15 protein-coding genes and 3 pseudogenes are annotated in these 26,354 nt (G+C 71.7%); 10 read left to right on the forward strand and 8 right to left on the reverse strand.

Going from position 1 to position 26,354, the window contains the following annotated elements; translation table 11 throughout:
* Positions 1-753: 753 nt before the first annotated feature.
* Both AB0D48_RS11325 and AB0D48_RS11330 read right to left on the reverse strand, forming a co-directional pair.
* Positions 754-1,410, reverse strand: a pseudogene (locus AB0D48_RS11325) (response regulator transcription factor); the annotation flags it as partial.
* Positions 1,411-1,435: 25 nt separating this feature from the next.
* Positions 1,436-2,610: pseudogene (locus tag AB0D48_RS11330) on the reverse strand (histidine kinase); the annotation flags it as partial.
* 415 nt (positions 2,611-3,025) lie between these two features.
* Between AB0D48_RS11330 and AB0D48_RS11335 the strand changes: the two are divergent.
* From AB0D48_RS11335 to AB0D48_RS11350, 4 genes are all read left to right on the forward strand, one after another.
* Positions 3,026-3,166, forward strand: a complete 141-nt coding sequence (locus AB0D48_RS11335; RefSeq protein ID WP_362393704.1) for a hypothetical protein — start codon at positions 3,026-3,028, stop codon at positions 3,164-3,166.
* 330 nt (positions 3,167-3,496) lie between these two features.
* On the forward strand, positions 3,497-4,648 hold the full coding sequence (locus AB0D48_RS11340; protein ID WP_362393707.1) for a hypothetical protein: 1,152 nt from the start codon (positions 3,497-3,499) through the stop codon (positions 4,646-4,648).
* A 358-nt stretch (positions 4,649-5,006) separates the two neighbouring features.
* The gene (locus AB0D48_RS11345) at positions 5,007-8,756 is read left to right on the forward strand and encodes a bifunctional glycosyltransferase family 2 protein/CDP-glycerol:glycerophosphate glycerophosphotransferase (RefSeq protein WP_362393803.1); all 3,750 of its coding nucleotides are present in this window, start codon (positions 5,007-5,009) and stop codon (positions 8,754-8,756) included.
* Positions 8,749-10,260, forward strand: a complete 1,512-nt coding sequence (locus tag AB0D48_RS11350) for a hypothetical protein (protein WP_362393710.1) — start codon at positions 8,749-8,751, stop codon at positions 10,258-10,260. Before AB0D48_RS11345 ends, AB0D48_RS11350 begins: the two co-directional genes overlap by 8 nt.
* On the opposite strand, the gene AB0D48_RS11355 is transcribed toward AB0D48_RS11350, so the two are convergent.
* Positions 10,244-11,179: an endonuclease/exonuclease/phosphatase family protein gene (locus AB0D48_RS11355; RefSeq protein ID WP_362393713.1), complete on the reverse strand. Its 936-nt coding sequence runs from the start codon at positions 11,177-11,179 to the stop codon at positions 10,244-10,246. The two genes, AB0D48_RS11350 and AB0D48_RS11355, sit on opposite strands and share 17 nt — an antisense overlap.
* Before the next feature lie 165 nt (positions 11,180-11,344).
* Here AB0D48_RS11355 and AB0D48_RS11360 point away from each other — a divergent pair, with 165 nt between their 5' ends.
* The 3 genes from AB0D48_RS11360 (at position 11,345) to AB0D48_RS11370 (ending at position 14,110) form a co-directional block, all read left to right on the forward strand.
* Positions 11,345-12,307 (forward strand): aldo/keto reductase, encoded by a 963-nt coding sequence (locus tag AB0D48_RS11360; RefSeq protein WP_362393716.1) that lies wholly within the window; start codon positions 11,345-11,347, stop codon positions 12,305-12,307.
* An 88-nt stretch (positions 12,308-12,395) separates the two neighbouring features.
* Complete coding sequence (locus AB0D48_RS11365) at positions 12,396-13,220, forward strand: MBL fold metallo-hydrolase (RefSeq protein WP_362393719.1); 825 nt, start codon at positions 12,396-12,398, stop codon at positions 13,218-13,220.
* A 167-nt stretch (positions 13,221-13,387) separates the two neighbouring features.
* Positions 13,388-14,110, forward strand: a complete 723-nt coding sequence (locus tag AB0D48_RS11370; RefSeq protein WP_362393722.1) for a transcriptional regulator — start codon at positions 13,388-13,390, stop codon at positions 14,108-14,110.
* A gap of 64 nt (positions 14,111-14,174) precedes the next feature.
* Here the strand turns inward: AB0D48_RS11370 and AB0D48_RS11375 are convergent, their stop codons facing one another.
* Complete coding sequence (locus AB0D48_RS11375; protein WP_362393725.1) at positions 14,175-15,611, reverse strand: nucleobase:cation symporter-2 family protein; 1,437 nt, start codon at positions 15,609-15,611, stop codon at positions 14,175-14,177.
* 423 nt (positions 15,612-16,034) lie between these two features.
* On the opposite strand from AB0D48_RS11375, the gene AB0D48_RS11380 reads away from it, so the two are divergent.
* Complete coding sequence (locus AB0D48_RS11380) at positions 16,035-17,135, forward strand: beta-N-acetylhexosaminidase (RefSeq protein ID WP_362393728.1); 1,101 nt, start codon at positions 16,035-16,037, stop codon at positions 17,133-17,135.
* 37 nt (positions 17,136-17,172) lie between these two features.
* Here AB0D48_RS11380 and AB0D48_RS11385 read toward each other — a convergent pair whose 3' ends face one another.
* Entirely contained in the window at positions 17,173-18,471 is a 1,299-nt protein-coding gene (locus AB0D48_RS11385; RefSeq protein ID WP_362393730.1) for an MFS transporter, read from the reverse strand.
* A gap of 114 nt (positions 18,472-18,585) precedes the next feature.
* On the opposite strand from AB0D48_RS11385, the pseudogene AB0D48_RS11390 reads away from it, so the two are divergent.
* Together AB0D48_RS11390 and AB0D48_RS11395 are read left to right on the forward strand one after the other, a co-directional pair.
* A pseudogene (locus tag AB0D48_RS11390) lies at positions 18,586-19,143 on the forward strand (AI-2E family transporter).
* A 15-nt stretch (positions 19,144-19,158) separates the two neighbouring features.
* Positions 19,159-21,195 carry a prolyl oligopeptidase family serine peptidase gene (locus tag AB0D48_RS11395; RefSeq protein ID WP_362393806.1) on the forward strand — a complete coding sequence of 679 codons (2,037 nt, stop codon included), beginning with the start codon at positions 19,159-19,161 and terminating at the stop codon, positions 21,193-21,195.
* Between the two features lie 158 nt (positions 21,196-21,353).
* On the opposite strand, the gene AB0D48_RS11400 is transcribed toward AB0D48_RS11395, so the two are convergent.
* From AB0D48_RS11400 to AB0D48_RS11410, 3 genes are all read right to left on the reverse strand, one after another.
* On the reverse strand, positions 21,354-22,352 hold the full coding sequence (locus AB0D48_RS11400) for an endonuclease/exonuclease/phosphatase family protein (RefSeq protein ID WP_362393733.1): 999 nt from the start codon (positions 22,350-22,352) through the stop codon (positions 21,354-21,356).
* A gap of 458 nt (positions 22,353-22,810) precedes the next feature.
* On the reverse strand, positions 22,811-23,446 hold the full coding sequence (locus AB0D48_RS11405) for a hypothetical protein (RefSeq protein WP_362393736.1): 636 nt from the start codon (positions 23,444-23,446) through the stop codon (positions 22,811-22,813).
* A gap of 136 nt (positions 23,447-23,582) precedes the next feature.
* A complete protein-coding gene (locus AB0D48_RS11410; RefSeq protein ID WP_362393739.1) occupies positions 23,583-25,592 on the reverse strand; it encodes an RICIN domain-containing protein in 2,010 nt (669 codons plus the stop codon).
* Between the last annotated feature and the right edge of the window lie 762 nt (positions 25,593-26,354).

Here is a 26,354-nt window from a genome sequence, read left to right on the forward strand (position 1 = left end):
CTCGGGCGCGCCGGAGCGGCTCGGCCCATGCCTTCACGTGCCCACGCCGTCAGGGTTGCGCCGGCGTGCGAACGGCGTGGCCCGAGGTCTCCTCATCCCGCTGGGAGCGGCCACTCGTGCACTAGCGTCGCCCGTGGGGTGGCGGGGTCCCGCGCACGGTGGAGGCGGCCCGGCGAGGCCTCGTATCCCGTACGGTCAGTGCCGCGCCGACGCCCCCGGAGCCGCGGTCCGGCCGGTGGTCCGGCCGCGCCCGGCGGCAGGCTGTCCGGGGCGGTCCGGCGCCGGCGGTGAGGCCGGACGTGAACCGGCGCTGGATGGCCCGCGGGGCGCTTGTGCTTCCGCTTCCCGCCCGGCCCTCCCAGCGTTAGCCGCGGGAGTCTGAGGCACGCGGCCGGGCTGGAGGCCGTCGCCCCGGCCGCTTCCGCCGCACGCCGCTGCCGCGTCGGCGGCGGCTCCGGGGATTCCGGCAGGGCAGGGCGTGGCTGCGCAGGACGGCAGGTCCCCTCGTAGCGGCCCGAGACCGGCCGGGGCCGGGCCGGCGCGGACCCCGCCCGTGCCTCACCGCGGAGCACGACGGCGCCCTGACCGTGGCCGCGGGCGAGTCCGTGTGCATCGGTTCCGGCGGCGCGCAGAAGGGCCCCGGTCCTCGTACGGCCGGGCGGCGCCCTGGCCGTGTCGGACGCCGGGATCCGGGGACCCCTCTCCGCCGACGGCGCGCTCGCCGTCACCCTCTGCCGGTCGCAGAAGCCGAGCCCAGCCGGGCCGGACCAGCCCCGACTCGTAGGCCAGGACCACCAGTTGAGTCCGGTCCCGGGCGCCGAGTTTCACCATCGCCCGGCTGACGTGGGTCTTCGCGGTGAGCGGGCTGACGACCAGGCGGCGGGCGATCTCCTCGTTGGACAGGCCCATGCCCACCAGTGCCATCACCTCCCGCTCCCGGTCCGTGAGCCGCCCGAGGTCCGCCGCTGCCGCGGGCTGCTGGGAGCGGGCCGCGAACTCCGCGATCAGACGGCGCGTCACACCCGGGGACAGCAGTGCGTCGCCTTCCACCACCGCCCGGACCGCGCGCAGCAGTTTCTCCGGCTCGGTGTCCTTGACCAGGAAGCCCGAGGCGCCGGACCGGATGGCCTCGAAGACGTACTCGTCGAGCTCGAAGGTGGTGAGCATGACGACCCTGACCGCCGCCAGCTCCCCGTCCTCGGTGATCCGGCGGGTGGTGGCCAGCCCGTCCAGCACCGGCATCCGGATGTCCATGAGTACGACGTCGGGGCGCAGCTCCCGCACCAGCCGCACGGCCTCGTCGCCGTCGGCGGCCTCGCCCGCCACCTCGATGTCGGGTTGCGCGTCGAGGAGCGCCCGGAACCCGGCCCGGACGAGAAGCTGGTCGTCGGCGAGCAGTACGCGGATCACGGTCCTCCTTGGAGGTGGCGGGCTCCAGCGGCAGCCGCGCGACCGCCCGGAACCCCCCGTCGGGACGCGGGCCGGCCTCGATCGCGCCACCCAGCGCCGCGGCCCGCTCACGCATTCCGACGAGACCGTTCCCACTGCCGCCCGTGGCGCCCCCGGTGGCCGGGCCGTCGTCGTCCACGCGCAGCTCCAGGGCGTCCGGCCGCCAGACGAGGCGGACCCGGGCGGCGCGCGACCCGGAGTGCCGCACCACGTTGGTCAGCGCCTCCTGCAGGATGCGGAAGGCGGCGAGGTCCGCACCAGGGGGCAGCGCCCGCGCCGTGCCTTCCGGTGCCACGGCCACGGCGAGCCCGGCCGCCGCGGCCTGCTCGACGAGCTCGGGAAGCCGGTCGAGGCCGGGCGCGGGGGTGCGCGGTGCGTCACCGGGGGCACGCAGCGTGTCCAGGACCTGCCGGACCTCGCCCAGCGCCTCCTTGCTGGCGGCCTTGATGGTGGTCAGAGCCGTACGGGCCTGCTCGGGGTCGCTGTCGAGCAGGGCCAGCCCGACGCCCGCCTGCACGTTGATCACCGAGATGCTGTGCGCGAGGACGTCGTGCAGCTCGCGGGCGATGCGCAGCCGCTCCTGGTCCACCCGGCGCCGCTCGGCCGCCGCCCGCTCGGCCCGGTCGCGGGCCCACTGCTCCCGGCGTACGCGGACCAGCTCGGAGACCGCGAGCATCGCCAGCACCCACGCCGTGATGCCCAGCTCCTGCCCCCAGTGCGCCGGCCCGTCGCCGGCGGGCGGAAGCCACCGGTACAGCCAGTGGCCGATGAGCAGGTGCCCGGCCCAGAGCAGCCCGACCGCCCCCCAGGCTGCTCTTCGGTGACCGGCGCAGACGGCGGCGAAGCAGGCCAGTGCCAGGCTGACGACGACCGGACCGTACGGGTACCCGGCGCCGACGTACACCAGGGTGACGGCGCTGACCCGTAGACCACGGCCACCGGATACCGGTGCCGCGCCAGGAGCAGCGCGGCCCCGAGCAGCAGCAGGAGCCGCGCGAACGGGTCCAGCGGCATCCGCCCGGGCTGCGCCTGAGCGGCCCAGTGGGAGCCGGCCTGCGCGAAGACGGCGACGAGCAGTACGGAGCGCCAGCCCGGCCCCCGCCCGGTCCGCTCCGCCCACCGCCGCCACCGAGGCTCCGGGCGCGCACGCTGCTCTTCCATACGGCCACGCTAGTGCGCACCGGCCGTCACCCGCGTCACCCCGGCGTAGCGTTCGCGGCGTACTCCCCGGGTAGTACGAGGACTCACCCCGGTGCACCTGCGCCGCCTCGGCCAGGCGGGCGATCTCCTCGAGGTCCGGGATGCGAAGCCCCTGCGCTGACGCCCCGTCATGTTCTGCTGGGCCCTTCGCCGCGCCGCGCCCCCTGCCCGGCAGAGAAGGAGACTTCCGTGTCCCGTCCGGCACGCTTCCGGACCCACGACGGTCGCTCTACGCCAACTACTTCACAGGCACGGCCGACCTGACCGGCGTCTGGCGCATCGGCCCCGACGGCTCGGTCTCCCGCTTCGCGGAGCTGCCGCCCTGAACCCCAGCAGTGAGGTCGCCCTCGTACGCCCCGACGGCACCCACTCCATCGTGCTCACGGCCGAGGACGGGCTGTCCAACCCCACCTCCGTGGCCGTGCGCCACCACAAGGTGTACGTGCCCAGCGCGGCCTTCACGACCACGACCGACCCGAACCTCCTGCTCGCCCGCCTCGGCAAGGGCCACTCCTGACACGTGGCCGTGGCGGCAGGGCGCGGCAATCACCGCGCCCTGTCGCCGTGTGCACGGCGAGTTGCTTCGGCAGGGTCCTGGTGAGAGGTCACGCCGCCCGCCTCCCGGCCCGCCCCGGTCCGGGCCGCCAGGGCCGTGCCGACCGTACTCCGAGACGCCCGGCCCGCCGGTGGTGGAGGTCGCCCGATCAGGCTAGGTTGCACGGATGCCGAGGCTGTCACGGACATCTGACCCTGGCACCGACCGGTCACCGCGCTGCCGTAAATTGTCCCACGGCCCGCCGGGCCAGACCGGATATACGGGACGATCGCGGACAGGAGTGGGCAGGACATGGCGCGACGCGGACGTGCGGAGACGGGCCGAGGTGCGACCTCCGGTGCGCCCGCGGTCCTGGGCTCCGAGATAGCCGCGGCCGCCGACGGCGGGTACGCGGCCTCGGATTGGCTCCGCCTGGGCCGGGACGGCCGGCTGACCGCCTACGCGAGCTGCGCCGAGGGTCTGGTGCGCTGGACCGAGTCGGCGCCGGGCTCGGACGTCTGGCACGGCCCCGACCTGTTCCCCGTGGAGGGCTGGGCCGGCAGGTTCACGCTGGCCCAGGACTCCCACGGCTTCGTCTGGTTCGCCGGCAGCCGGTACCGCGAATCCGCCCCGGACGGCCGCGAGTTCGTGATCGCCGCCCAGTACCAGACCGGCCGGCCGCTCAGCGACTGGCGGGCGATAGGCAACCCGTTCCCCCGACAGGAGGGCGAGGCCCCGCCTCCGGGAGACCCGATGGTCCTGCCCGACGGAAGCGGCTCGCTCCACGTCGTCGCCACCCGCTTCGGAGTCGGCGTACGCGGAAGGTCCCGGCGTAGCGACGGCATATGGGGTGATTGGTCGGACTATCAGGGCAAATGGGTGCGCGGCGCCGTCGTTCCCCTCGTGAGCTCGCACGGACGGGCGGAGTTCCTCGCCCCCTTCCGTGGCGGGGCCTCGTACTGGCGCCAGGACGCGCCGGGAAGCGCCTTCAGGTGGCTGGGGCGGATGGAGGCCGACGCCGTCGAAGGGACGTACAGCTGCCACGAGACGGGCCCGGGCTCCGGTACGTATTTCTGGCGGCACCCGGCTGACGGCGGCGTCATCGCCTACCGCCCGCAGGCCCCCGCCGGGGCGGCCGGCAGGCTCATGCCCCTGGGCGGCGCCGGCGGTGTCGGCCCGGTGGGTGTCGTCCGTACGCAGGTCAACGGATACGACTGCACCGTCCTGTTGCAGCGGGGCGCCGAGGGGTGCCCGGAGATCGCGGCCTACCCCACGGAAGGTGAGCAGTACGGGGCTTGGTGGGCTCCCGTGGGGGACCGGTGCGCAGGCCTCCCGGCCATGGCCCTGGACGGCTACGGCTCGGTAGCGATCGCGATGATCGACACGGACGGGGGCCTGTGCGTCGCACGGCGGGATCTCAGGGACCCGGGTCTCGCGTTCGGGAACTGGCGCAGCGTGGGGTGACGTTCCTCACCGGGTGTGCTGGCCCGTGGAGGGAGGAACGTCCGATTCCGCCCACCTCACCCTGAACCGGTGGGAGTTCACGCGTTCACCACACCCGGAATGCCATCGCTCATTCGCGATCGCGAACCTTTGGGGGCCTGTGGCTTTGCTGCACACTTGCCCGCCCTTCATCAATTGGCTTACGCTGCGCAGGCTCTGTGAAGGTCGTATAAGTGTGCGGACCGCAGGGGGCAGGGTGGGTTGAGTGAGCGGGGAGCGGTGTGTGGCCGGGGTCAGGGGCGGGTCCGGCGACGTCTTGCGGAAGCTCGGCGCGCATCGGAACGAGTGTGACGATCGAGGAGTTTTCTGAGTGGCAGGTATGCCCCGCCTGAGTGTCGTCGTTCCCTTTCAGGATGTCGAGATCTATCTCGAGGAATGCCTGGAGTCGATAGCCAGGCAGACGTTCCGCGGCCTCGAGGTCATCATGGTCGACGACGGCTCGACCGACTCCTCGACCGCGATCGCCGAGGAATTCGCCCGCCGCGACCCCAGGTTCAGGCTCCTGCGCCAGGCGTCCATGGGACCGGGACATGCCCGAAACGTCGGCATTCGTGCGGCCCATCCCCAGGCCGAATTCCTGGCGTTCGTCGACGGTGACGACGTCATCCCCGAGTACGCCTACGAGCTGCTCGTGCAGACCCTCGAAGCCTCCGGTTCCGACTTCGTGTCGGGCAACGTGCAGATGATGAACTCCACCAAGAGGTGGCAGTCTCCGCTGCACAAGGCGCCCATGCAGCGCAGCAAGCGCGGTACGCACATCACCAAACTGCCGGAGCTCATCTACGACCGGACCGTGTGGAACAAGGTGTTCCGGCGGTCCTTCTGGGATTACCACTACATCGCGTTCCCCGAGGGAGTGATGTATGAAGACTCCTGGGTCAACATGTTCGCCCATTTCCGCGCGACGAAGGTGGACATACTCACCGACATCGTCTATTTCTGGCGTCGGCGAGAGGGTGGCGCCGCGCCCTCCATCACCCAGCGGCACACCGAGTTCAGCAACCTCCAGGACCGGGTGGCCGCCGTGCAGTCGGTCAGCCGCTTCCTCGCCGGCCACCGCGCCAGGTCCTACAGCGATCACAAGCGCAAGTACGATCTCGCCTGCCTGAAGTCCGACCTGATGCTGCACCTGAAGGTGCTGCCGGACGCCGACGCGGAATACCAGGACGCCTTCATGCAGTGGGCGAACGAATTCCTGGACGAGGCCGACGAGGACATCATCGACGAACTGCCCGCCGATGCCCGGGTCAAGTGGCTTCTGGTGCGCGAGGGCCGGCTCAAGGAGCTGCTCGACGTCGTCGAGTTCGAGCGCAAGGGCGGCCCCCTGCCCGTCCAGCGGCGCCTGCACCGCTACCTCAACTACCCCTACCTCGGCGACCGGTCGGTCGGCCTCGACAAGAGCGCCTACCGGCTGGACAAGGAACTGTCCCTGCACGGCTCGCTGACCAGCGCGCGCTGGGACGACTCCGGGCACCTGACCCTCGAGGGCTCCGCCTACGTCCGCTTCATCAACGTGCACAAGCGGCACATGTCGATGAAGGCCATCGCGCTGCGGAACAAGAAGCAGGGCCGGGTCGTCGTCGCGAAGGCGAAGACCACGTACTACCCGCAGGCCACCGAACACTCCCAGCAGAACCGCTACTGCTACGACTGGTCCGGATTCCAGGTCCGCTTCGACGCCTCCCGCCTCAAGCGCAAGGGCGAATGGGCCGAAGGCACTTGGGACGTGGCCGCCGGTGTGCTGAGCCGCGGTCTGTTCCGGTACAAGGGCATCGCCCGCGGTGGCGCGGGCACCGCCGCCAACCCGCCTTACCAGTATGTGGACAAGAACACCCGGGTCGTACCGCTCTTCCTCCAGGGCAAGCTCAAGCTCCGTGTGGAAAGGGTCCGTTGCCGGATCACCCGGCACCGGATCGTCGGTGACCAGCTCGAACTCCGCGGTGTCTACCTGGGACCCAAGCTCCCCGAGTGGGGCAAGTTCCGGGTGACCAGCATGGGCGGGGCCGGCCGGCACGACTCATGGGTCCACTTCAAGCCGGGCGGGGAGGGGTGGTTCACCTTCGTGACCCGCATCCCGGTCAAGGCGCTGGTTCCCGGACACCGCACGCACGCCACCGACGGCGTTCCGCAGACCTGGAACACCGGCAGCAACGGCTGGAAGACCACCCTCCACGTCGAGGGCCGCAAGGCGGCCATCTATCCCGTCATGGCGGAGGACGCCACCGACGGCCACTACCGCCTGCCCGCGGACCTGCAGACCGAGACCGGCGACCGTGAGGTCTTCGTGCACCGCAACGGCTCCGGCTACGTGGTGCTGTTCGAGCGGGACACCCTCCCGCTCGCCAAGTCCGTCACCTGGCGCCAGGACGGCTCCCTGGAAGTCGTCGTCGGCTACGCGGCGGAGGACATGCTGAGCGCCTCCGAGTACGCCACGGCGCACGTCGTCGTCCGCTCCCGGGCCCACGGCGCCGAACGCGTGGTCCCCATCACCTGGTACGGCCAGGACTTCAGCTTCGTCGTCTCGCCCGCCGCGATGAGCACCCTGGCCGGAGAGATCCCGCTGGCCTCCGGCCGCTGGGACTTCTTCCTGCGCCGCCAGGACCCCTCCGCGGTCACCCCGGAGAACCGGTCCAACGACCTCATGGTCAAGATGACCCAGGAACTGATCCCCACGTTCCCCAGCGAGATGACCGCCGACGAGCGGCGCTACGAACTTCAGGCGGAGGCGTACGACCGGCTCTCGCTCCTGGTCCACTCGGCGATGCCGGACGAGGCCCGCGGTCCGTACCGGCAGAAGCTGATGCGCACCAGGACCTACCCGGACGCCCGCCGCAAGTCGCTGAAGCAGGCGGTGCTGTTCGACGCCTTCAAGGGCACCCAGTACTCCGACAGCCCGCGCGCCCTGCACGAGGAGATGGTGCGCCGGGGCGTCGACCTCGAACACCTGTGGGTCGTGCGCGACGACCAGGTCGCGGTTCCCCGGACCGCCCGCCCGGTCCGCATGTGGTCTCCCGACTGGTACGAGGCCATGGCCCGGGCCCGCTACATCGTCGCCAACAACCACCTGCCCGACTGGTTCCAGAAGCGCGACGGGCAGGTCGTCGTACAGACCTGGCACGGCACGCCGCTCAAGAAGATCGGGCACGACATCGAGGCCGTGCACTTCGCGGACAAGCGGTACCTGGAGCGGGTGGAGAAGGAAGTGCAGAACTGGGACATGCTGGTGTCCCCGAACAGCTTCAGCACCCCGATCCTCAAGCGCGCCTTCCAGTTCCCCGGCGAGATGGTCGAGAGCGGCTACCCGCGCAACGACATCCTGCGCCGCGCCGATTCCGGGCAGCGGGCGGCGGAAGTGCGCCGCCGCATCGGGCTCCCGCCCGGCAAGCGGGTCGTCATGTACGCACCGACCTGGCGCGACGACCAGTTCTACGCTCCGGGCAAGTACAAGCTCGACTTCCGCATCGACCTGGAGGACGCCCGGGCGCAGCTGGGCCACGACCACGTCCTGCTGGTGCGCCGCCACCCCAACGTGGTGGACCCGGTGCCCGGCGCCGGCGACGGGTTCGTCTTCGACGTGTCCGACTACCCGGACATGGCGGACCTCTCCCTCATCGCCGACGTGATGATCACGGACTACTCGTCGCTGATGTTCGACTTCGTCAACACCGGGCGGCCCATCCTCTTCTTCACGTACGACCTCGACCACTACCGGGACACCCTGCGCGGGTTCTACTTCGACTTCGAGCAGTCCGCCCCCGGTCCGCTGCTGTTCACCTCGCCGGAACTGGTCGGGGCGATCCGCAACATCGACCGGATCCAGCAGGGTTACGCGGCCCGCTACCGCTGGTTCCAGCAGGAGTTCTGCGATCTCGACGACGGCTACGCGGCGGCCAGGCTGACCGACCGCATCCTGATCGCCGGCGGCGACCTCGACCCCGCGCAGGCGCAGGCGCCCGCCGCGGGCGCGGCCGGCGGCCACGTCATCGGGCGGAAGGGCTCCTGGAACGGACACACCCTTGACCAGATGCCGCGGCAACCGGTGAGAAGAATGGATTCCGAACATGTCTAAGGCAGGTCAGGGCGGGCGTCGCGTCTTCACGGGCGTGGATGCCTCCGGTGAGGTGCCCGTCGAGTACCGGTTCTCCCACGCGCGCAACGGGAACCGGCACCTGGTCGTGGTCTTCGCCAACCTCACCGCGCCCGGTGAGTACGGCTGGTCGAACGGGGTGCTCGACAACCTCCGCTCGAACGTCCTGTGGATCCGGGACCTGTTCGACGGTGAGAACAGCTACTACCTGTGCAAGGGGATGGACTTCGCCCTGGAGAGGTCCGTCGCCGGACTCATCTCACGCGTCATGAACGCCCTGTCCCTGACGCCGGACGAGTGCACCATGTTCGGCAGTTCCAAGGGCGCCAGCGCTGCCCTGTTCTTCGGACTGAAGTACGGCTTCAGGAACATCGTGGGCAGCGTCCCGCAGTTCCTGATCGGCACCTACGTCAGGGAAGACATGCCGGGCGCGGCCCGGATGATGATGGGCGCGGTGACGGACGAGAACGTGCGCGTCCTGGACTCGGTCCTCCCCGACCTGGTGCGCAGCAGTCCGAACCGGTCGGCCAACACCTACCTGATCACCTCGCCCCAGGACGAGCAGTACGCACGGCAGGTGGAACCCTTCCTCGGGCTGTTCCAGGGGTACGAGAACTTCAACCTCATATTCAACGACTCTCCCCTGATCGCCAATCACGGGAAGGTGTCGCTGCGCAACCTCCCCGCCATCATGGGTCTGTTGAACCTCCTGGTCGACGGGATCACCCCGCGGATCGGCATGGTCCGCAACGGCTTCGAGCAGCCGGACCGCGACACGTCCGACATCGACACGTACCTCACGGAGACCTCCCAGGTGAGGGGCGATTCGTTCCCCCGGCCGGTGGTCCTGGCGCCGTCGGCTGACGATCGGGTGCCCGCGAACGCGGTCCGCTTCACGGGAAGCGCGCCGGGCGGGGTTCGGGTCAGTTTCTGGGAGGACGGCAAGTACCAGGGTGCCGCGCCCGTCGCCGCCGACGGCAGCTGGACCTGGCAGCGGGAAAGGCCCTGGGCCAAGGGCCGGCACGTCGTCAGGCTCTTCGCGGCGGACGCGAACAATTACCAGTCCGAGCGCACCGAAGTGGTCTTCTCGGCCGTGGAGCACGTGCTGGCGCCCGAGCCCGCGGCGGAGCCCGTACAGATCCCGGCCCCGCTGCCGCAGCCGGCTCAGCCCCTCGTCCTGTCGGTGACGGCCCCGGTCCCGCACCAGCAGGTGCCGGCCTCCGCCGTGACCTTCATGGGCTTCGCCCCGGGCGCCGTGCGCGTGGACTTCCACGAGGGCGGCGCCAGCCTGGGGTCCTGCGAAGTGCGGGCCGACGGCAGCTGGGTGTGGGAAGCGGGCTGGGCCTGGAACGAGGGCGGACACTTCGTCGAGGCCATCGCGGTGGACGGCGTCGGCAACGCGTCGGCGTGGACGGCCGTCCCCTTCACCACGGTGAACAGCTACACCGTGCCCGCGCAGGGCGGCAACTTCAGCCCGAGGTACTGACCCCGCCGGAGTCGGCGGGCCGGCTCACCCGCATCACCACGGCCCGGTGGTCGGACGTCTTGGCGTCCACCACCTTGCACGCCTTGCGGGGCAGCGTCGTGAAGAGGTAGTCGATCTTCGTGCCGTCCGTATGGGTGGGCCGGCCCGTCCGGGAACTCCCCTTCTGATCGCATTCCCGGTACGTGGTGTAGGCCTCGGCCGGCCAGATCCAGGCGGATGAGGCCCGGTTTCCCACCGGCGGCGGCGAATTGAAGTCGCCTCCGAGGACCGTACGCGAATCGGCCGCCGCGGCCTCGAACAGCGAGCGGAGCTGGTCGTCCCGGAAGTCCCAGTCGAGGTGCGCCTCGTCGCTCTCGCGCAGCGCGATGTGCGCGTTGCACACCCGCAGGCCCAGAGCCGGTACCCGGGCGCACAGGATCCCGCGGTGCAGACCCACCGTCGGCTGATCGGTCGGGACCGCCTCCACGTCGGTGAGCGGGGCCGCGGCCAGCAGGCCGTATCCTGCCTGGCCCTGGCCCTGCCCCGTGCATTCGACGCGCGTGCTGGTGCCCGCCGCGTCCACCTCGGCGTACGGCTCGAAGACGCTGTGCCATTCCGGGCCGAGCCGCAGGGCGGCGGACGTCAGCTCCTCCGAGCACACTTCCTGCAGGAGCAGGACGCGCACGTCTGAGTCGCCGACCAGGTCACGGATCTGCTGGAACTTCTCCTTCGGGCTTCCGGTGTCCTCGCAGCTCCACTGCCGCACACCGCACATGTTCCAGGTCGCGACGGAGACCTCCGTCGAATTCCCGTCCGTGACGGACGCCGGGGAATGCTGTGCGGACGAACACGCCACGGAGGCCAACAGGCTCAGGGCCGCCGCCGTGCGGCCGACCCGGCGGCGTCCGGGCCGCGTGCCGGCCTCCGTGTGTTTCTGCATCCGGACATCATCGAGTATGCGCCGGTCAGACGGTGCATCGGGTGGGGCGAGGGGGTCGGCGCGGCCCACCCCGAGGAGCCGGCGACCGTCACCTCCGGCCGGAACAGAACCGGCTTGGTAAGGCCGGACGCACGGCTCACCGCCGACGGTGCATAGGGTGGGGGCGTGGTGACGAACGAGGCTGTGGCCAAGAGCGGTGACAGGGTGCTGTACGGGTGCATGGGGCTGGGCGGGAGCTGGGAGCCCGGTCCGTACGGCCCCGGGGACATCGACGCCGCCGAGGCGGCGATCGAGGCGGCCCTCGACAGCGGGATCACCGCCTTCGACCACGCCGACATCTACCGGCACGGGAAGGCCGAAGCCGTCTTCGGCGAGGTGCTCGCGCGGACGCCCGGGCTGCGCGAGCGGATCACGATCCAGACCAAATGCGGGATCCGCCTGGCCGGTGAGGACAGCCCGGGCATGTACGACCTGCGCGGGAAGAGCATCACGCGGCGCGTGGAGGAGAGCCTGACCCGGCTGCGGACCGACGTGATCGACGTCCTCCTCCTGCACCGTCCCGACCCCCTCGCCGACGTCGACTCGACCGCGTCGGCGCTGATGTCCCTGCACCGGCAGGGCCTCGTACGGCACTTCGGCGTCTCCAACATGGGAGCCGCGCAGATCGCCCACCTGCAGGCCCGGCTCGACGTGCCGCTGGTGGCGAACCAGCTGGAGATGAGCCTGCACAGCCGCGACTGGGTGGAAGCCGGGGTCGTGCTCAACACCCCCGAGTACGCGGCCAACGGCTTTCCCTTCGGAACGCTGGAGCACTGCCGTGACCACGGCATCCGCCTCCAGGCCTGGGGAGCGCTGGCGCAGGGCCGGTTCACCGGCCGCCAGCAGACGCCCGCCGAACGGGCCACCGCGGGACTCCTGGCCGACCTCGCCCGGCGCAAGGACACGACGCCCGAGTCCGTCCTGCTCTGGTGGCTGGGCAGGCACCCCGCCGGGATCGCGCCGGTCGTCGGCACCGCCCGGCCCGACCGGATCCGCGCCTGCCGGGACGCGGCGGTGCGCGAGCCGGACCTCACGCACGAGGAGTGGTACGCACTCTGGATCACGGCCAGGGGAGTCCCCCTGCCCTGAAGCCCTAACCGCGCCCGCGCGCGGGCGCAACCCGGGCGGGTCAAGATGGGAGGAGAGCCTGTCCCCCCGCAGGGCCGTGGAGAGCGCCATGAGCACGCACAAGATTGGTCCCGACAGTACTGTCCTCGCCGACTGCCTGGAGGTGCCGGGGATCGGCTTCCTCCCGGTCAACGCCTTCGTCCTGCACTCCGCGGAGCCGGTGGTCGTCGACACCGGCCTCGGGCTGCCCGACCGGGACTTCCTCAACACGCTGGGTTCCGTGATCGACCCCGCCGATGTGCGGTGGATCTGGCTGACCCACCCCGACCGCGACCATACGGGCGGTCTCTTCGCGCTGCTCGAAGCCGCGCCCCGGGCGCGCCTGGTCACCACCTTCATCGGTGTGGGCATCATGTCCACCGAGCATCCGATGCCGATGGACCGCGTGTACTTCCTCAATCCGGGCCAGAGCCTGGACGTGGGCGACCGCAAGCTCCACGCCTTCCGGCCCCCGCTGTTCGACAATCCGGCCACCGTCGGCTTCTACGACGACCGCACCCGCACCTGCTTCAGCTCCGACTGCTTCGGTGCCCCGCTGCCCACCGCGGACATCGCCACGGGCACCGACGTCACGGACGTGCGGGCCGAGGACCTCCGAGGGGCCCAGATGCTGTGGGCGAGCGTGGACAGCCCCTGGGTCCAGGTGGTGGACGTGGACCGGTTCCTCGCCACCGTAGAGCCGTTGCGCGCCATGAACCCGGAGACCGTCCTGTCCACCCACCTGCCTCCGGCGGTCGGTCTGACCTCGCGGCTCATCGACAACGTCGCGGGCGTCCCGGGCCTCAGCCCGTTCGTGGGTCCGGACCAGGCCGCGCTGGAGCAGATGCTCGCGGGCTTCGAACCCGGAGGCACCGCGCCCGCAGTGCCCACCTAAGCGGTCGCTGATTGCCTGGTACGCGCGGTATAACACCTTGGAATTGAAGGAGTTGGGGCGGTTGTGCCCCACTGAACATCTGTTACTGTGCCCGCTCTTGGTGTTCCTCCATCAATCCGTCTCCCCTCGGGCGCCGCGCGCCCAGGGTGTTGCGAGGTGTCTCGTACGTGTACAGCACTCCGTTCTCCCCCACCGAGGCCAGATCCGCCCGGGCCCGCATGGGCTTGACCCCGGCCCAGGTCGCCCAGGCCATGGCGGCCTGTGGCGCCCCCGTCCACCCGGAGCTCGTGGCGGCGTGGGAGCAGGGCTCCCACGCTCCCTCCGACCAGCAGCTCTTCTCCCTCGCCGATGTCCTGTGGTGCGACGCCAAGACGCTGATGGGCGTCGAGCCGCAGACGCTCGCCGAACACCGGCTGGCCGGCCGGCTCACGGTGGAGCGGCTGGCGTACCGCATAGGCATGGACCCGTCCGAGTACCGCGCGGCCGAGGCGGCGCGGTACTGGCACGGGGACGCCTGGCAGACCAGGGCGCTGGTGGAGGCCCTGGGGCTGTCCCTGCGCAAGCTCATCGGGATCATGGGCCGGGTGGACGAGCTGGCCGAGCACCTGCGATCGGCCGTCGACGGACGGTGGAAGGCGCATGTCGAGCCGGTCGCCGAGATCGTGGTGGTGGACGCGACCAGCGTGGGCGACGCGCTGCAGACGATGCACGCGGAGTTCTCGGAGTTCTCGGAGCGGTACATGGGGCACCTGGTCGCCCTCAACGCGGACGCCAGGCTCAAGGAGGTCGCGGCGGAGCGCGCCGCGTACCTGCGCCGACTCGTCGACCACTTCTGGGAGTTGATCGGCGAGGAGGGCGAGGCGTCGCCCTTCCCCGCGGGCGGCCGCTGACATGGCTGGGCGGGCCGGGAGGGACGCACGCCCCCTCCCGGCCCCAGGCCCCGTCCCCTCGGATTCAGCGGGCGGCCGCTCCCACGTGCGGACCGGGCGGGCCGCCGCCGTCCCCTTCCCCGATGTCCTCCCAGTCGATCTCCATCGTGGAGCGGCTCGTGAAGACGTTGAAGAGCAGGTTCAGCGTGATCGCGGTGAGGGCGCCCAGTGTGATCCCGCTGTTGAGCACGGCCCGCATGTCCTCCGGCATCCGGTCGAAGAACGGCGCGACCGTGGTCGGCAGCAGCGCGGCGCCCAGACTGACCGCCAGGATCAGGGTGTTGCGTTCCTCGCGCAGGTCGGCCTTCCCCAGGATCTGGATGCCGACCGCGGCGACGATGCCGAACATGGAGATCGCCGCACCGCCCAGCACCGGGTGCGGAACAGAGGCGACCAGGCTGCCCGCCTTCGGCAGCAGGCCCAGTACGACCATGAACACACCGGCCGCGACGACCACGTAACGGCTCATCACCTTGGACATGCGCACGAGTCCGATGTTCTCGGCGAACGCCACGTACGGGAACGAGTTGAGGATGCCGCCCAGTACGGTCGCCACGCCGTCGGCGCGCAGCGCCCGGGCGACCGTGTCCGCGCCGACCCTCTTGTCGGTGATCTCCCCGATGGCGTACACGTCCCCGGTGGTCTCCACCATGGTGATCAGGATGACGACGAGCATCGCGATGATCGGCAGCAACTCGAAGCGCGGCATGCCGTAGTGGAACGGCGTGGTGACCCCGAACCAGTCGGTTTCCCGCACCGCGCCGAAATCGGCGTCGCCGAAGAGCCACGCGACCGACGTGCCGACGATGAGCCCGAGCAGGACGGCGAGGCTGCTGAGGAACGGTTTGCCGATCTGCACCATGACCAGGATGAACAGGAGCGTGCCCAGCGCGTAGGCGAGGTTCTTCGGATCGCCGTACGCCGGGGTGCCGATGAGATGGGCACCTCCGGCCGCGTCCTGGAGGGCCACCGGGATCAGGGTGATCCCGATGATCGTGAGGATCGTGCCGATGACGACCGGCGGGAAGTACTTCACCAGCTTGCTGAAGAGCGGTGCGAAGGCGAACGTGGCCATGCCCGCCGTGATCACCGTTCCGTAGACGACGAGCAGGCCGGCGGTGCCGCCGCCCGCTCCCGTGCCGATGGCGATCATGGGCGAGACCGCGGTGAACGTGACTCCCTGGACCAGCGGGAGCCGGGCACCCACCTTCCAGACGCCGAGGGCCTGGATGATCGAGGCCACGCCACAGGTGAGGAGGTCCGCGTTGATGAGGTGGACGAGTTCCTGGCGGGAGAGGCCCAGCGCGTTGCCCAGCAGGACCGGGACGATGACGGCCGCCGCGTAGAACGCGAGGACGTGCTGGAAGCCGTAGACGGCGAGCTTGGGTATCGGGAGCAGTTCGTCGACAGGGTGGGGCTGCTGTCGGGAGAGCCGGGAGGACCGTCGGGAGATTCTTGCCATCTCTGCCTTGCCTTCGCGAGGTAGGTGAATGAGAGGACCGCCGCCCTCAAGCCCCGGATGACAGGGCGAGGGCAGGTCGGCTCGCACCGAGCCGACGCCGGGCGGTGTTGCCGACACCGCGTCGCTCTGCACTGCGTAAGGCGTCCTGGATTGGCAGGACATCCCTTCGATCGACACATCGGATCCGCATTTGATCTTGGGATCCAAAGGGGGATTCGACCGGAGGGCGCTCACCATAGCCAAAGGCCCTGTTTCCTCGCGAGTAACCCCCTGTTTCGCTCGCCGCGGGGTCCGTCAGCTCGCCCCACAGCGGGGCCGGTTCGGCCTGCAGGCGGCGCGTGGCGGGGGTCCTTTCGGATGGGCTCCGTCCCACCGGGACGCGCATACCGGCAAAACCGAGGGAACTGGCCTATTCCTGGTCGGATGAAGCTCCCCGTCGCCGTCGGCGCTCTCGGTGGCCTGCTGTTCTGCGCGGCCGTCGCGGCCTCCTCCGCTCGCGTTGCTCACCTGGACTCCGCCGTGCCCGCCGGTCGCACCGAAGCGACTCCGTACCAGCGGATCGTCCCCGCGCCGGCCGCCGTCGCACCCGGTGGCCCCGGCTACACCCTCGGCGCGCGCACCGTGATCCGTACGACCGCAGGCTCCGGCGAGGTCCGCGCCATCGGCGAACAGCTCGCCGCCGCCTGGCGCCGCACCGCCCGCTTGCCGCTGCCGGTCGAGGGGACCGATGCCGGAGCGGGGACGGACGGCATCCGCCTGCGCCTGGACCCGTACGCGGGAGGCTTCGGCGAGGAGGGCTACCGGCTCCAGTCCGACGAGGACGGGGTCCTCGTCACCGCGTACCGGCCCGCCGGCCTGTTCCGCGGCACCCAGACCCTCCGTCAGCTCCTGCCCGAGGGCGCCGCACCGTGGACGGTGGCGGGCGGCGCGGTCACCGACACGCCCCGGTTCGCCCACCGGGCCGCGACGGTCGACGCCGTCCGCGCCGAGGACGGCATCGACCGGCTGAAGAGCTATGTGGACCAGCTCGCCCTCTACAAGATCAACGTGTTGCGCACGCGCGGCGTCTGGACCGGGGGCGAGTACCGGGAGCTGGTCCGCCACGCGCGCGGCCGCTACATGGAGGTCCTCCCGGACCGGCGGCAGGCGGCCCAGGGCCCGGTGGTGACGTACGCGCGGCAAGACGGTGCGAGCGCCGCGGAGCGGGCGAAGCTCGCCGAGGCGGTGCGGGCGGGAGCCCGGGTGATCCTGTCGCCCGCCGACCGGGCGGTGTCCGTGCGGCGCGCGTACGAGTGGGACCCGGGCAACTGCCTGCCCGGGCTGCCGCGCCAGGCGGTGTGGGGAGTGGAGGCGCCGCCGGAGCACGGGCACTTCCAGCAGGTCCTCGGGGTCGCCGAACTCGGCTGGTCACCGGCCGCGGCCCTGAACTGGGACACGTACCGCCAGCGGCTCGCGGCGCAGGGCCCGCGCCTGGACGCGATGGGGGTGCGGTACTCCCGCACACCGGAGGTGCCCTGGCCGTAGCGGCCGGGCGCGCCGACCCTCCCCCCGGATCAGGACGTCACACCGTGGCCGCGCCCGCTCGGGACCGGGCCTCCTGGGCCGCGCGGCGGCGCAGGGCGTCCTCGTCGGTGCGCGCGTCGTAGGAGATCAGCTTCGGCAGCAGAGCGGCCAGCGCGGCCACCGACGCCACGCAGGCCAGACCGCCGCTCCAGAAGGCCGCCCGGGTGCCGGTCCAGCCGGCCATGGTGCCCGCCCGGACCTGGCCGAGCTGCGGACCGACGCTGTACGAGAGCACCTCGATGCCCGCGAGCCGGCCGCGCAGCTCCTCGGGGATCGTCTGGTTCCAGATCGTGGCGCGGCCCAGCCCGCTCAGCATGTCGCCGGCGCCCGCCACCGCGAGGCACAGCAGCACCGGCCAGATGCCCGGAGCCCAGCCCGCGGCCGCGACCGCCAGGCCCCAGACCGCGGCCCCGCACAGCACCAGCAGCCCGTGCCGGCGTACCCGCGACACCCAGCCGCTGGTCAGCCCCAGCACCAGCGAGCCGACCGCGCCCGCCGCGTACATCAGGCCCAGCGCCCACACCGTGTCGAGCTCGTCCGCGAGGAACGGGAAGATCGCGTTCGGGAACGCGAAGAACATCGCCGCGAGGTCGACGGCGTAGGTGCCGAGCAGCACCGGACGGCTCCACGCGTACCGCGCGCCCTCGGCGATCGCGCGCAGCGAGGGACGTTCGGCGTCCCGCACGGGCGGAGCCGGTGCGAGCCGGACGCACAGCAGCACGGAAACGAGGAAGCCCGCGACGGTGACGCAGTAGGCCGGCGCGTAACCGGCGTACGCGACGACCAGACCGGCCAGCGCCGGACCGGCGATCGCGCCGAACTGGTAGCGCAGACCGTTGAGCGCGGCGGCGGCCGTCAGCTGGTCGTGCGGCACGATCCGGGCCATCAGCGAGTCCAGGGCCGGCCGCTGCAGCCCGGTCAGCGCCGACGCCCCGGCCGCCACCACGTACAGCGGCCACAGCAGCGGGCTCGGGAGAGTCGTGTTCACCAGCAGCACCAGCGCGAGCACCCCGAGCCCGGCCTCTGTCAGCAGGATCAGCCGGCGCCGGTCGACGGCGTCGGCGAGGGCGCCCCCGTACAGCCCGCAGACCACCAGCGGAACCAGCTCCACCGCGCCCATCGCGCCGACCGCCAGCGGCGAGTCCGTCAGGTGCTTGATCTGCAGCGGCAGCGCGATCATCGCCATGAACGAACCGAAGTACGTGACCGTCCCCTGGAAGAACAGCAGCCGGAAGTCCCGGCTGGAACGCCAGGGGGCGAGATCGGGCAGGACCGAGGCCCATCGGGTGGTACTCACGAGATGCCATCGTCGGCCGTCGCGAAGACCTCGGCAACGGATTATCCGCCCCGGACGGGCGAATCCGAGACCGCGCGCGTGCCATCGGAACTCCGCCGTGGCACCCATGGGGTCATGCCGCCGGTGTCGTCGTTCCTGCGTACGGCCGCGTCGTACGCGTGGCGCCTGCTGGTCGTCGGCGCCGCCGTCTACGCGGTCTTCGCCGTGCTGGGGCGGTTCCACGAGATCGCCGTGGCGCTCTTCCTCGCTCGTCATCACGGCGCTGCTCGCGACCCCCGCCCGATGGCTGGGGCGCTCACTGCCCCGGTCCCTGGCGGTCGCCGTCTGCCTGCTCGGCACCGCGCTGCTGCTGCTGGGCGGGATGGCGCTGGTGGGCGAGGCGGTGGCGGGGGAGAGCACCACCCTGGTCCGGGAGTTCCGCGAAGGCCTGGGCAGTAGTGTGGTGATCGCGCTGATCGCGGTCATCGGCCAGATCGAGGGGCACCTGCTGCATCCGCTGGTATGAGCTGGGCGGTCCGGCTGCACCCCCTGGTGGTGGCGGTCTCGGTGAGCGCGGGAGCCATTGCGGCCGGAGTGGTGGGCGCGGTCGTCGCCGTACCGCTGGTCTCGGTGATCTGGTCGGTGTACACCGCCCTGCGCGATGCCCGCCCCGGGGCGGGCGACGTTTCGTGACCGGGGCCCCGCGTCCTGCACAATCGGCGGATGAGCGATGAAGACCCGTACCTCTGGCTGGAAGACATCTCGGGCGAGGCGGCACTCGACTGGGTGCGCGAGCGCAACGGCGAAACCGTGGCCGCGCTGGCCGAGGTGCCCGGGTTCAAGGAGCTGGAGCGCGGGATCCGCGAGGTCCTCGACGACGACGGCCGGATCCCCTACATCACCCGCCGGGGCGGCCACCTCTACAACTTCTGGCAGGACGCCGACCACGTACGCGGGGTCTGGCGGCGCACCACGCTGGAGGAGTACCGCAAGGACCGGCCCGCCTGGGAGACGGTCCTGGACCTGGACGCCCTGGCCGAGGCCGAGGGGGAGAAGTGGGCCTGGGCGGGCAGCAGCGTCCTGGCCCCCGAGCACCGGCACGCCCTGGTCATGCTGTCGCGGGACGGCGCGGACGCCTGCGTGGTGCGCGAGTTCGACCTGCGGACCCTGGAGTTCGTCGAGGGCGGCTTCGAGGTAGCGGAGGCCAAGACCCGGATCGGGTGGATCGACCGCGACCGGGTCTGGATCGGAACGGACTTCGGGCCCGGTTCCCTGTCCGCGTCCGGCTACCCGCTCCAGGTGCGCCGCTGGCGGCGCGGCACGCCCCTGGCGGAGGCGGAACCGGTCTACGAGGGCCGGCCCTCGGACCTCTCCGCCACCGGCTGGCGCGACGACACGCCCGGCTTCGAACGGGACTTCGTCCACCGGCAGATCGACTTCTGGAACCAGGAGCTGTTCCTCCTCCCCGCGGCGCCCGGCGCCGCGCCGCTGAAGGTCGACGTGCCGGACGACGCGAGCGCCTCCGTGTACCGGAACTGGCTGACCGTCACCACGAAGTCACCGTGGCTCGGCCACCCCGCAGGCGCCCTGCTCGCTTTCGACTTCGACGCGTTCCGGGCGGGGGAGCGGGCGGCCGAGGTCCTGTTCACCCCGGACGAGCGCACCGCCCTCGGCGGCTACAGCTGGACCCGCCACCACATGGTCCTCACCACCCGGGCCGACGTCTCCTCGCGGATGGAGCTCCTCACGCCGGGCCCCGACGGCTGGAGCCGCGCACCGCTGGCGGGCGTACCGCCGCTGTCCACGGCCTCCGTCACCTGCACGGATCCGGACGTGAGCGACGAGTACTTCCTCAACGTATCCGGCTTCCTCCAGCCGTCCACCCTCTACCGCGGCACCGCGGGCGGCGACAGCGAGAGCGTCAAGCAGGGCCCGGCGCTCTTCGACACCGCCGGACTGGCCGTACGCCAGTACTTCGCGACCTCCGCGGACGGCACCCGGGTGCCGTACTTCGTCGTCGGGCCCGAAGACCGCCCCGGCCCCGGCCCCACCCTGCTGTACGGGTACGGCGGCTTCGAGATCTCCATGGTCCCGTACTACAGCGCGGTCACCGGACGGGCCTGGCTCGCGCGCGGCGGCACCTACGTCGTCGCCGGCATCCGCGGCGGGCACGAGTACGGGCCGGGCTGGCACAAGGCGGCCCTGGGCGCGAACCGGGTCCGCGCCTACGAGGACTTCGCCGCCGTCGCCCGGGACCTCGTCGCCCGGGACATCACGACCCCCGCTCAGCTGGGCATCGAGGGCGGCAGCAACGGCGGCCTCCTCATGGGCGCGATGCTCACCCGCGACCCCGAACTGTTCGGCGCGGTCGTCGCCCACGTGCCACTGCTGGACATGCTCCGCTTCCACAAGCTGCTCGCCGGCGCCAGCTGGATCGCCGAGTACGGGGACCCGGACAACCCGGCCGACCGGCCCCACCTGGAGCGGATCTCCCCGTACCACCAGATCCGGGCCGACGGGCCCCCGTACCCGCCCCTTCTGCTGCTCACCTCGACCCGCGACGACCGCGTCCACCCCGGCCATGCCCGCAAGATGGCCGCGCGGCTGCGCGAAGCCGGACATCCCGTCCTCTTCCACGAGCACCTCGGGGGCGGCCACGCGGGTGCCACCGACCACGGGCAGACCGCCTTCAACGAGGCCCTCGTGCACACCTTCCTGTGGGAGCGGCTGACCCCGCCGAGGTGACCGGGTCGAGGTGACCCCGTCGAGCTGAGCCCGCCGAGGTGACCGGCCGTGCCTGACCGGGTCGGGCGCGCTCCGGGCACTGACCGGCGCCGCAGCGGTCCGGGGGCCGCCCGGGACCGGGCTGCGGGCGAGCAGGTCGATCGCGTCCCCGCCGGTCGTCAGAACCGGAGCGAGGCCGCCACGGGCAGGTGGTCGCTGGGGGTGGCCGGAAGGGTCCAGGCGGACACCGGGGTGAGGTCGCGGACCAGGATCTGGTCGATGCGGGCGACGGGGAACGTCTCGGGCCAGGTGAAACCGAAGCCCGCGCCGGCCGCGTCGTGGGCGGAGCGGAAGCGGTCCATCACGGGCGCGAGGGCCCGGTCGTCGGTTGTGCCGTTGAAATCGCCGACCAGGAGCGTACGGCCGGCCGGAGCGGCGGCCAGAGCACCGGCGAGCCGGCCGGCGGCCGCGTTGCGGCGCTCAGTGGTGAAACCCGAGCCCAGGCGTACGCGTACGGAGGGGAGATGGGCGACGTAGACGGTGAGCGGGCCGGCGGGGGTGTCGGCGGTGGCCCGCAGCGCACGGGTCCACGGCATGATCGGCACCGGCGCCGTGTCGCGCAGGGGGTAGGCGCTCCACAGGCCGACCGTTCCCTCCACCACGTGGTACGGGTGGGTCCCCGCCAGCGTCTGCTCGTACGCGCGGACGGCGGGCTCGGTCAGTTCCTCCAGGGCGATCAGCTGGGCCCCGGAGGCGGCCAGGGCGCGGGCGGTACCGGCAGGGTCGGGGTTCACGTCGTCCACGTTGTGGGTGACGACCGTGAGGTCCGCCGCCCCGCCGGCACCGCGGTCGAGGAACGTGCCGCCGTGGAGCGCTGCCCAGGTGAGTGCGGGCAGCAGGACGGCGATCAGCGCGACGCGGGAGCGGCGCAGGAGAGCGGCGGCCAGCAGCAGGACGACGGCCGCGCCGGCCCAGGGCAGGAAGGTCTGGACGAAGCTGCCGACGTTGGCGATCCGGTTCGGGATCCATCGGTACAGCAGCATCAGCAGGGTCGTCAGGACGGCCAGGGCTGCGATGATCCGGCCACGGCGGGCCGATCGGCGGGCCGAGGGGCGGGTACGGGGCAGGGCCCGGCGGGCGCGGGGGGCCGTCGGTACGGGAGCGGTCTCGACCTTCATGACCTTGTTGACGCGCGGGACGGCCGTCGGGGTTCTCCTCCGTGGGAAGAAGGACTTGCCGCGAGGCGCTCCAGCGGTACGCCCGGTCGCTCCGCGAGCCCGCCCCCGATCCCGGCGGCCGTCCGCGAGTCGCCCCCCGATCCCGGCGGCCGTCCGCGAGTCGGCCCCCGATCCAGGCGGCCGTCCGCGGACCGGTCGGCGTACCGCAGCGGATCCGGAATCCGGTGTCGCCGCCTTGACAGCTTGTGACCGGCCACGGCCGCGTCGGGGCCGGCGGGGTCGAAGCCGCTCAGCCCGTTCCGCGGTGCGATGCACGGCGAGGTGGCTGCTCTGCCTGCGAGCCACCACACGCGGCACCGCATCCGCGATGTCGGGCGACTCGCGGCCCAGCCGCAACTGTCGGGGAAGCGAGTCCGGTTGAGCGCCTGCGCAGCGTCGTCCGTACCGGGAGCCTGCCGTCAGGTCGTCCGGCGCCCCGACCGGGCCCACCGCATCCGGCGACGGCGTATCAGGAGACCGCCTGCCGCGCCGGCCAGCGCGGTCGCCGCCACGCCCGCCGTCGTCCACCAGACGGCGTCGTCCGAGGCCTCGGCGGCCGGTGTCTGCGCCGGAGCGGCAGAGGCGGACTGTGCGGCTGGAGTCGTGGGAGTCGGTACGGGAGCCGGGGCGCTGGAGGCCGGGGCGCCGGGCGCCGGTGTTCCCGTCGCGGGCGCAGGATCCACCACCGGCACGGCGATCTCGAGTTCGCCGTGCCCGAGGGCGGGGAAGCCCACGTCGACGGTGACCTTCCAGGCACCCGGCGGCAGGACCTCGGCCGTGGTCCAGCCGGCCGGTGACGCGCCGGGATCGCGGACCAGGCGCCAGGCCCCGAGCGAGCGGGAGCCGTCGGCGCTGACGGCGTTCACCGTGGCCGCGACCGCCTCGTCGACGGCGTCCCCGTCGTTCTCCCAGGTGATGTCGGCGGTGACATGGCCGTTGCGCAGCCCGGTCACCACCACCTTCACGGTGTCACCGTGGGCGTGGGCCGCGACGGGGGTGAGGAACATGAGGCCGAGTGCGGCCAGCAGGGCGGGGAAAGCGGTTCGTATGCGCATGGTGGCGGTGCTCCGGGGGACTGGGTGAGGGGCCGGCGGACGGCCGCGAGGTGCGGCCGCCCGCCGGGGTGGGGCTCAGGGCGGTGCTGTCCGCCGGTGTGTGGACCGGCGGGTCAGCAGCTCGCCCGACCGGTGGTCAGCCGGACTTCTGGACGGTCCAGGCCTGCGTGGCGCGGCCGTCCGCGCGCTGCAGGTCGAGCAGCCAGTTCCCGTAGTACGGGCGGTTGCTGACGGTCAGGGCGAAGCCGCCGCTGGGGTCCGTGACGGTCACCGCGCCACCGCGGGACGTCAGCTTCCAGGCCTGCGCGGCGTTCGAGCCGCAGGGCTGCTGCGCGACCCACATGCCCGCCGCCGGGGTACCGCCCGGCTGCAGGCACTTGCCGGAGACAGCGGAACGGATGCGGACCTGCCCGCTGCCCGCGTCGTCGAAGTACCACTGCTGCTGGGCGTATCCGTTGGCACGCGCACCGACGAGCACGGTGCCGTCGGCGCCGCGGCCGCCCCACACCTCTGCGTTCATGCCGGTGCTGCCGTTGCCCAGCAGGTACCGGGCACCGGGGGTGGTCGTACCGCCGCCCGCGCCCGTCGTGCGGAAGGAGGTGGCCTTGCCGGCCCCGCTGTCACGGCCGGAGCCGTCGCGGACCGAGACGGCGACCGTGTACGCCGTACCGGGCTGGAGGTTGTAGATGCGCAGCGCCTGGGACTGGACCCAGGCCAGGTGCTTGCCGTTCAGCAGGACCTGGTACCAGGCGGCGCCATCGACCTTCGGCCAGCTCACCACGACGGAGTCCGACTGGATCTGGGCCGCGGTCACGGCCGGTCCGCCGGTCGGCTTCTTGGTCGGCGTCGGCGTGGGCTTCTTGGTCGGGGTCGGGTTCGGGTTCGGACCGGGGTCGGTGCCGTCTCCGCCCTTGCTCCGCATCAGGAACTGGTTGTCCGCGATGTTCCAGTGCGTGGCCAGGTAGCTGCCGGCCTTCGGACTGGTGTGGAAGTAGTCGTCGTGGTTGCAGTCCAGGATGTTCTCGGACGCCTGGTTGGTGCAGACGTTGCGCATCTGCGGGTAGTACGGGGTGTCCGAGTAGCACATGACGTCCCACTCGTCCGTGCAGTGCGCGCCCCGGCTGGTGTTCGGGGCGCTGTTGTTGACCGCGCCCAGGTTGTGGCCGAGTTCGTGCGCGGCGGTGTGGCCGCCCCAGCAGCCGGAGTCCGTACGCCCGTAGGAGGGGCCGAAGTTGCTCAGGTTGGCCTGGCCGGGCCGCTCGTCCCCGTTGAACGTGCCGATGCCGCAGTAGACCTGGGTGTCGGCGAAGATCATGTACTTGCGGTCGCGGCGGTCGAGTCCCTTGCCGGCGAGCGCGGAGTTGGTCGCGCTGAACTCGGACAGTGCCGAATCCGGGAGCTCGATGTTGAGCACGGTCGGCGTGCAGTCGGCGGCCGTCACGTAGCGGATGTGGCGGATGCCACCGGTCTCCTGGGCACTCGCCGAGTAGATGAGGTCGGCGTCGGCCGCCCACTTGCGGAACGAGGCGACGTACTCGGAGTAGCGGTCGCGGCCGGGACCGTGGACGTACACGACCTGGACGCGGTTGCCGGTGCTTCCGTCGCCGTCGCACTGGACGGTCTGGCCGGCGGGGCCGGCGGCGACGGTCTGGCCGCCGGAGGTGGGCGACGGCGCGGGAGCGGGTGTGCCGGCCTTCGCGGAAGCGGCGTCGGCGGCAGGCGCGTCCTGAGGACGCCCGCCGCCTTCCGTGGTCGCCGGGTCGTCGGTCGCGGGCCGGGCCGGATCGGCTGCGGGGGCCTTCGCCTGGACGGCGGGCGCGATGTCCTTCGTGATGTCGACGCCCTTGGGCGGGGCGTCGGGGCCGTGGGTGCACTGCCCGGCGCCGGTGCGGTACACGCCGACGCACCGGTCGCCCTTCGGCGCGGCCTGGAGGCCGTCGTAGACCATGCCGCGGTCGCTCTCGTTGGCGGGCGCGCTCGCGATCGGTTCAGGGTCCTGGTCCCGGGCGGGTGCGGCCGCCGGCGAAACCGTTTCCGCGGCGGCTTCCACGGGAGCCGCCGCCTGGGCTCCGTCGCCTATGCCGGAGTAGGCGATGCCTGCGGCGATCACCGCCGCCGCGGCAGTGGCGGCGGTGAGAAGTATCAACCGCCGGGGTTTGCGGCGGTGTTCGCGCCGTCTGCGTCGTCCTGTCATGGGCACCTCAAATCGCGATCGGATCACTGGGTGCGCGGAAGCCTGCCAGACGAATGCCGCGGAGAATTCGGACAAAGGGGAGGGTGCTTCGAGAAATCGTTCCGTTACCTGTCGATCACATTTGACGACCCCTCAATTTTCCATAAAACAAGGGGAGTTACGCGCGTCGCAGGGGATTGGTCCAGGCCTTCTCGAGGGAGTCGTTATCAAATCGAGATATACGCCATTGGCTTATTGACGGGAATTCAGTCAGGGATTCATCTAATTACTACCTGTCGAATTGTCTCCGTCACGACCCGTGAGGAACCGTCCGCATCCCCCAGGTAGCCCCCGACAACGGGACAATCACCGCCCGTCCCGGCGAACGGGCGTCCGGGCAGGGTTCCTGCCGGCCCCGGAGGAGAGCGGCACCTGTCCTGGAACCCGTCGGGGGAGTTCAGGCCGACGGCTCCCCGGTGGCGCGGTAGGGCGTGGTCATCGCGACGTTGTGGAAGGCGGCCGGACCGGTGGTCCCCCGGAGGCAGAAGGTGACGGTGAGCTGTTCGAAGGCCCGGACGGGGAGGGCACCGGTCGCTCGACAACTGGCCGCCGATGGGGACCGTGACGGCTCCCGGAGTGGTTGTCGAAGCCGCCGCCGACCAGTTGGGGTGCCAGGTGGTGTGGGGCGGGGCCTGCGGGGCGGCCGTTCCAGGTGCTGTGCGAGGGAGCCGGGTG

It is taken from the genome of Streptomyces sp. NPDC048269 (genome assembly GCF_040652395.1).
GTDB lineage: Bacteria > Actinomycetota > Actinomycetes > Streptomycetales > Streptomycetaceae > Streptomyces.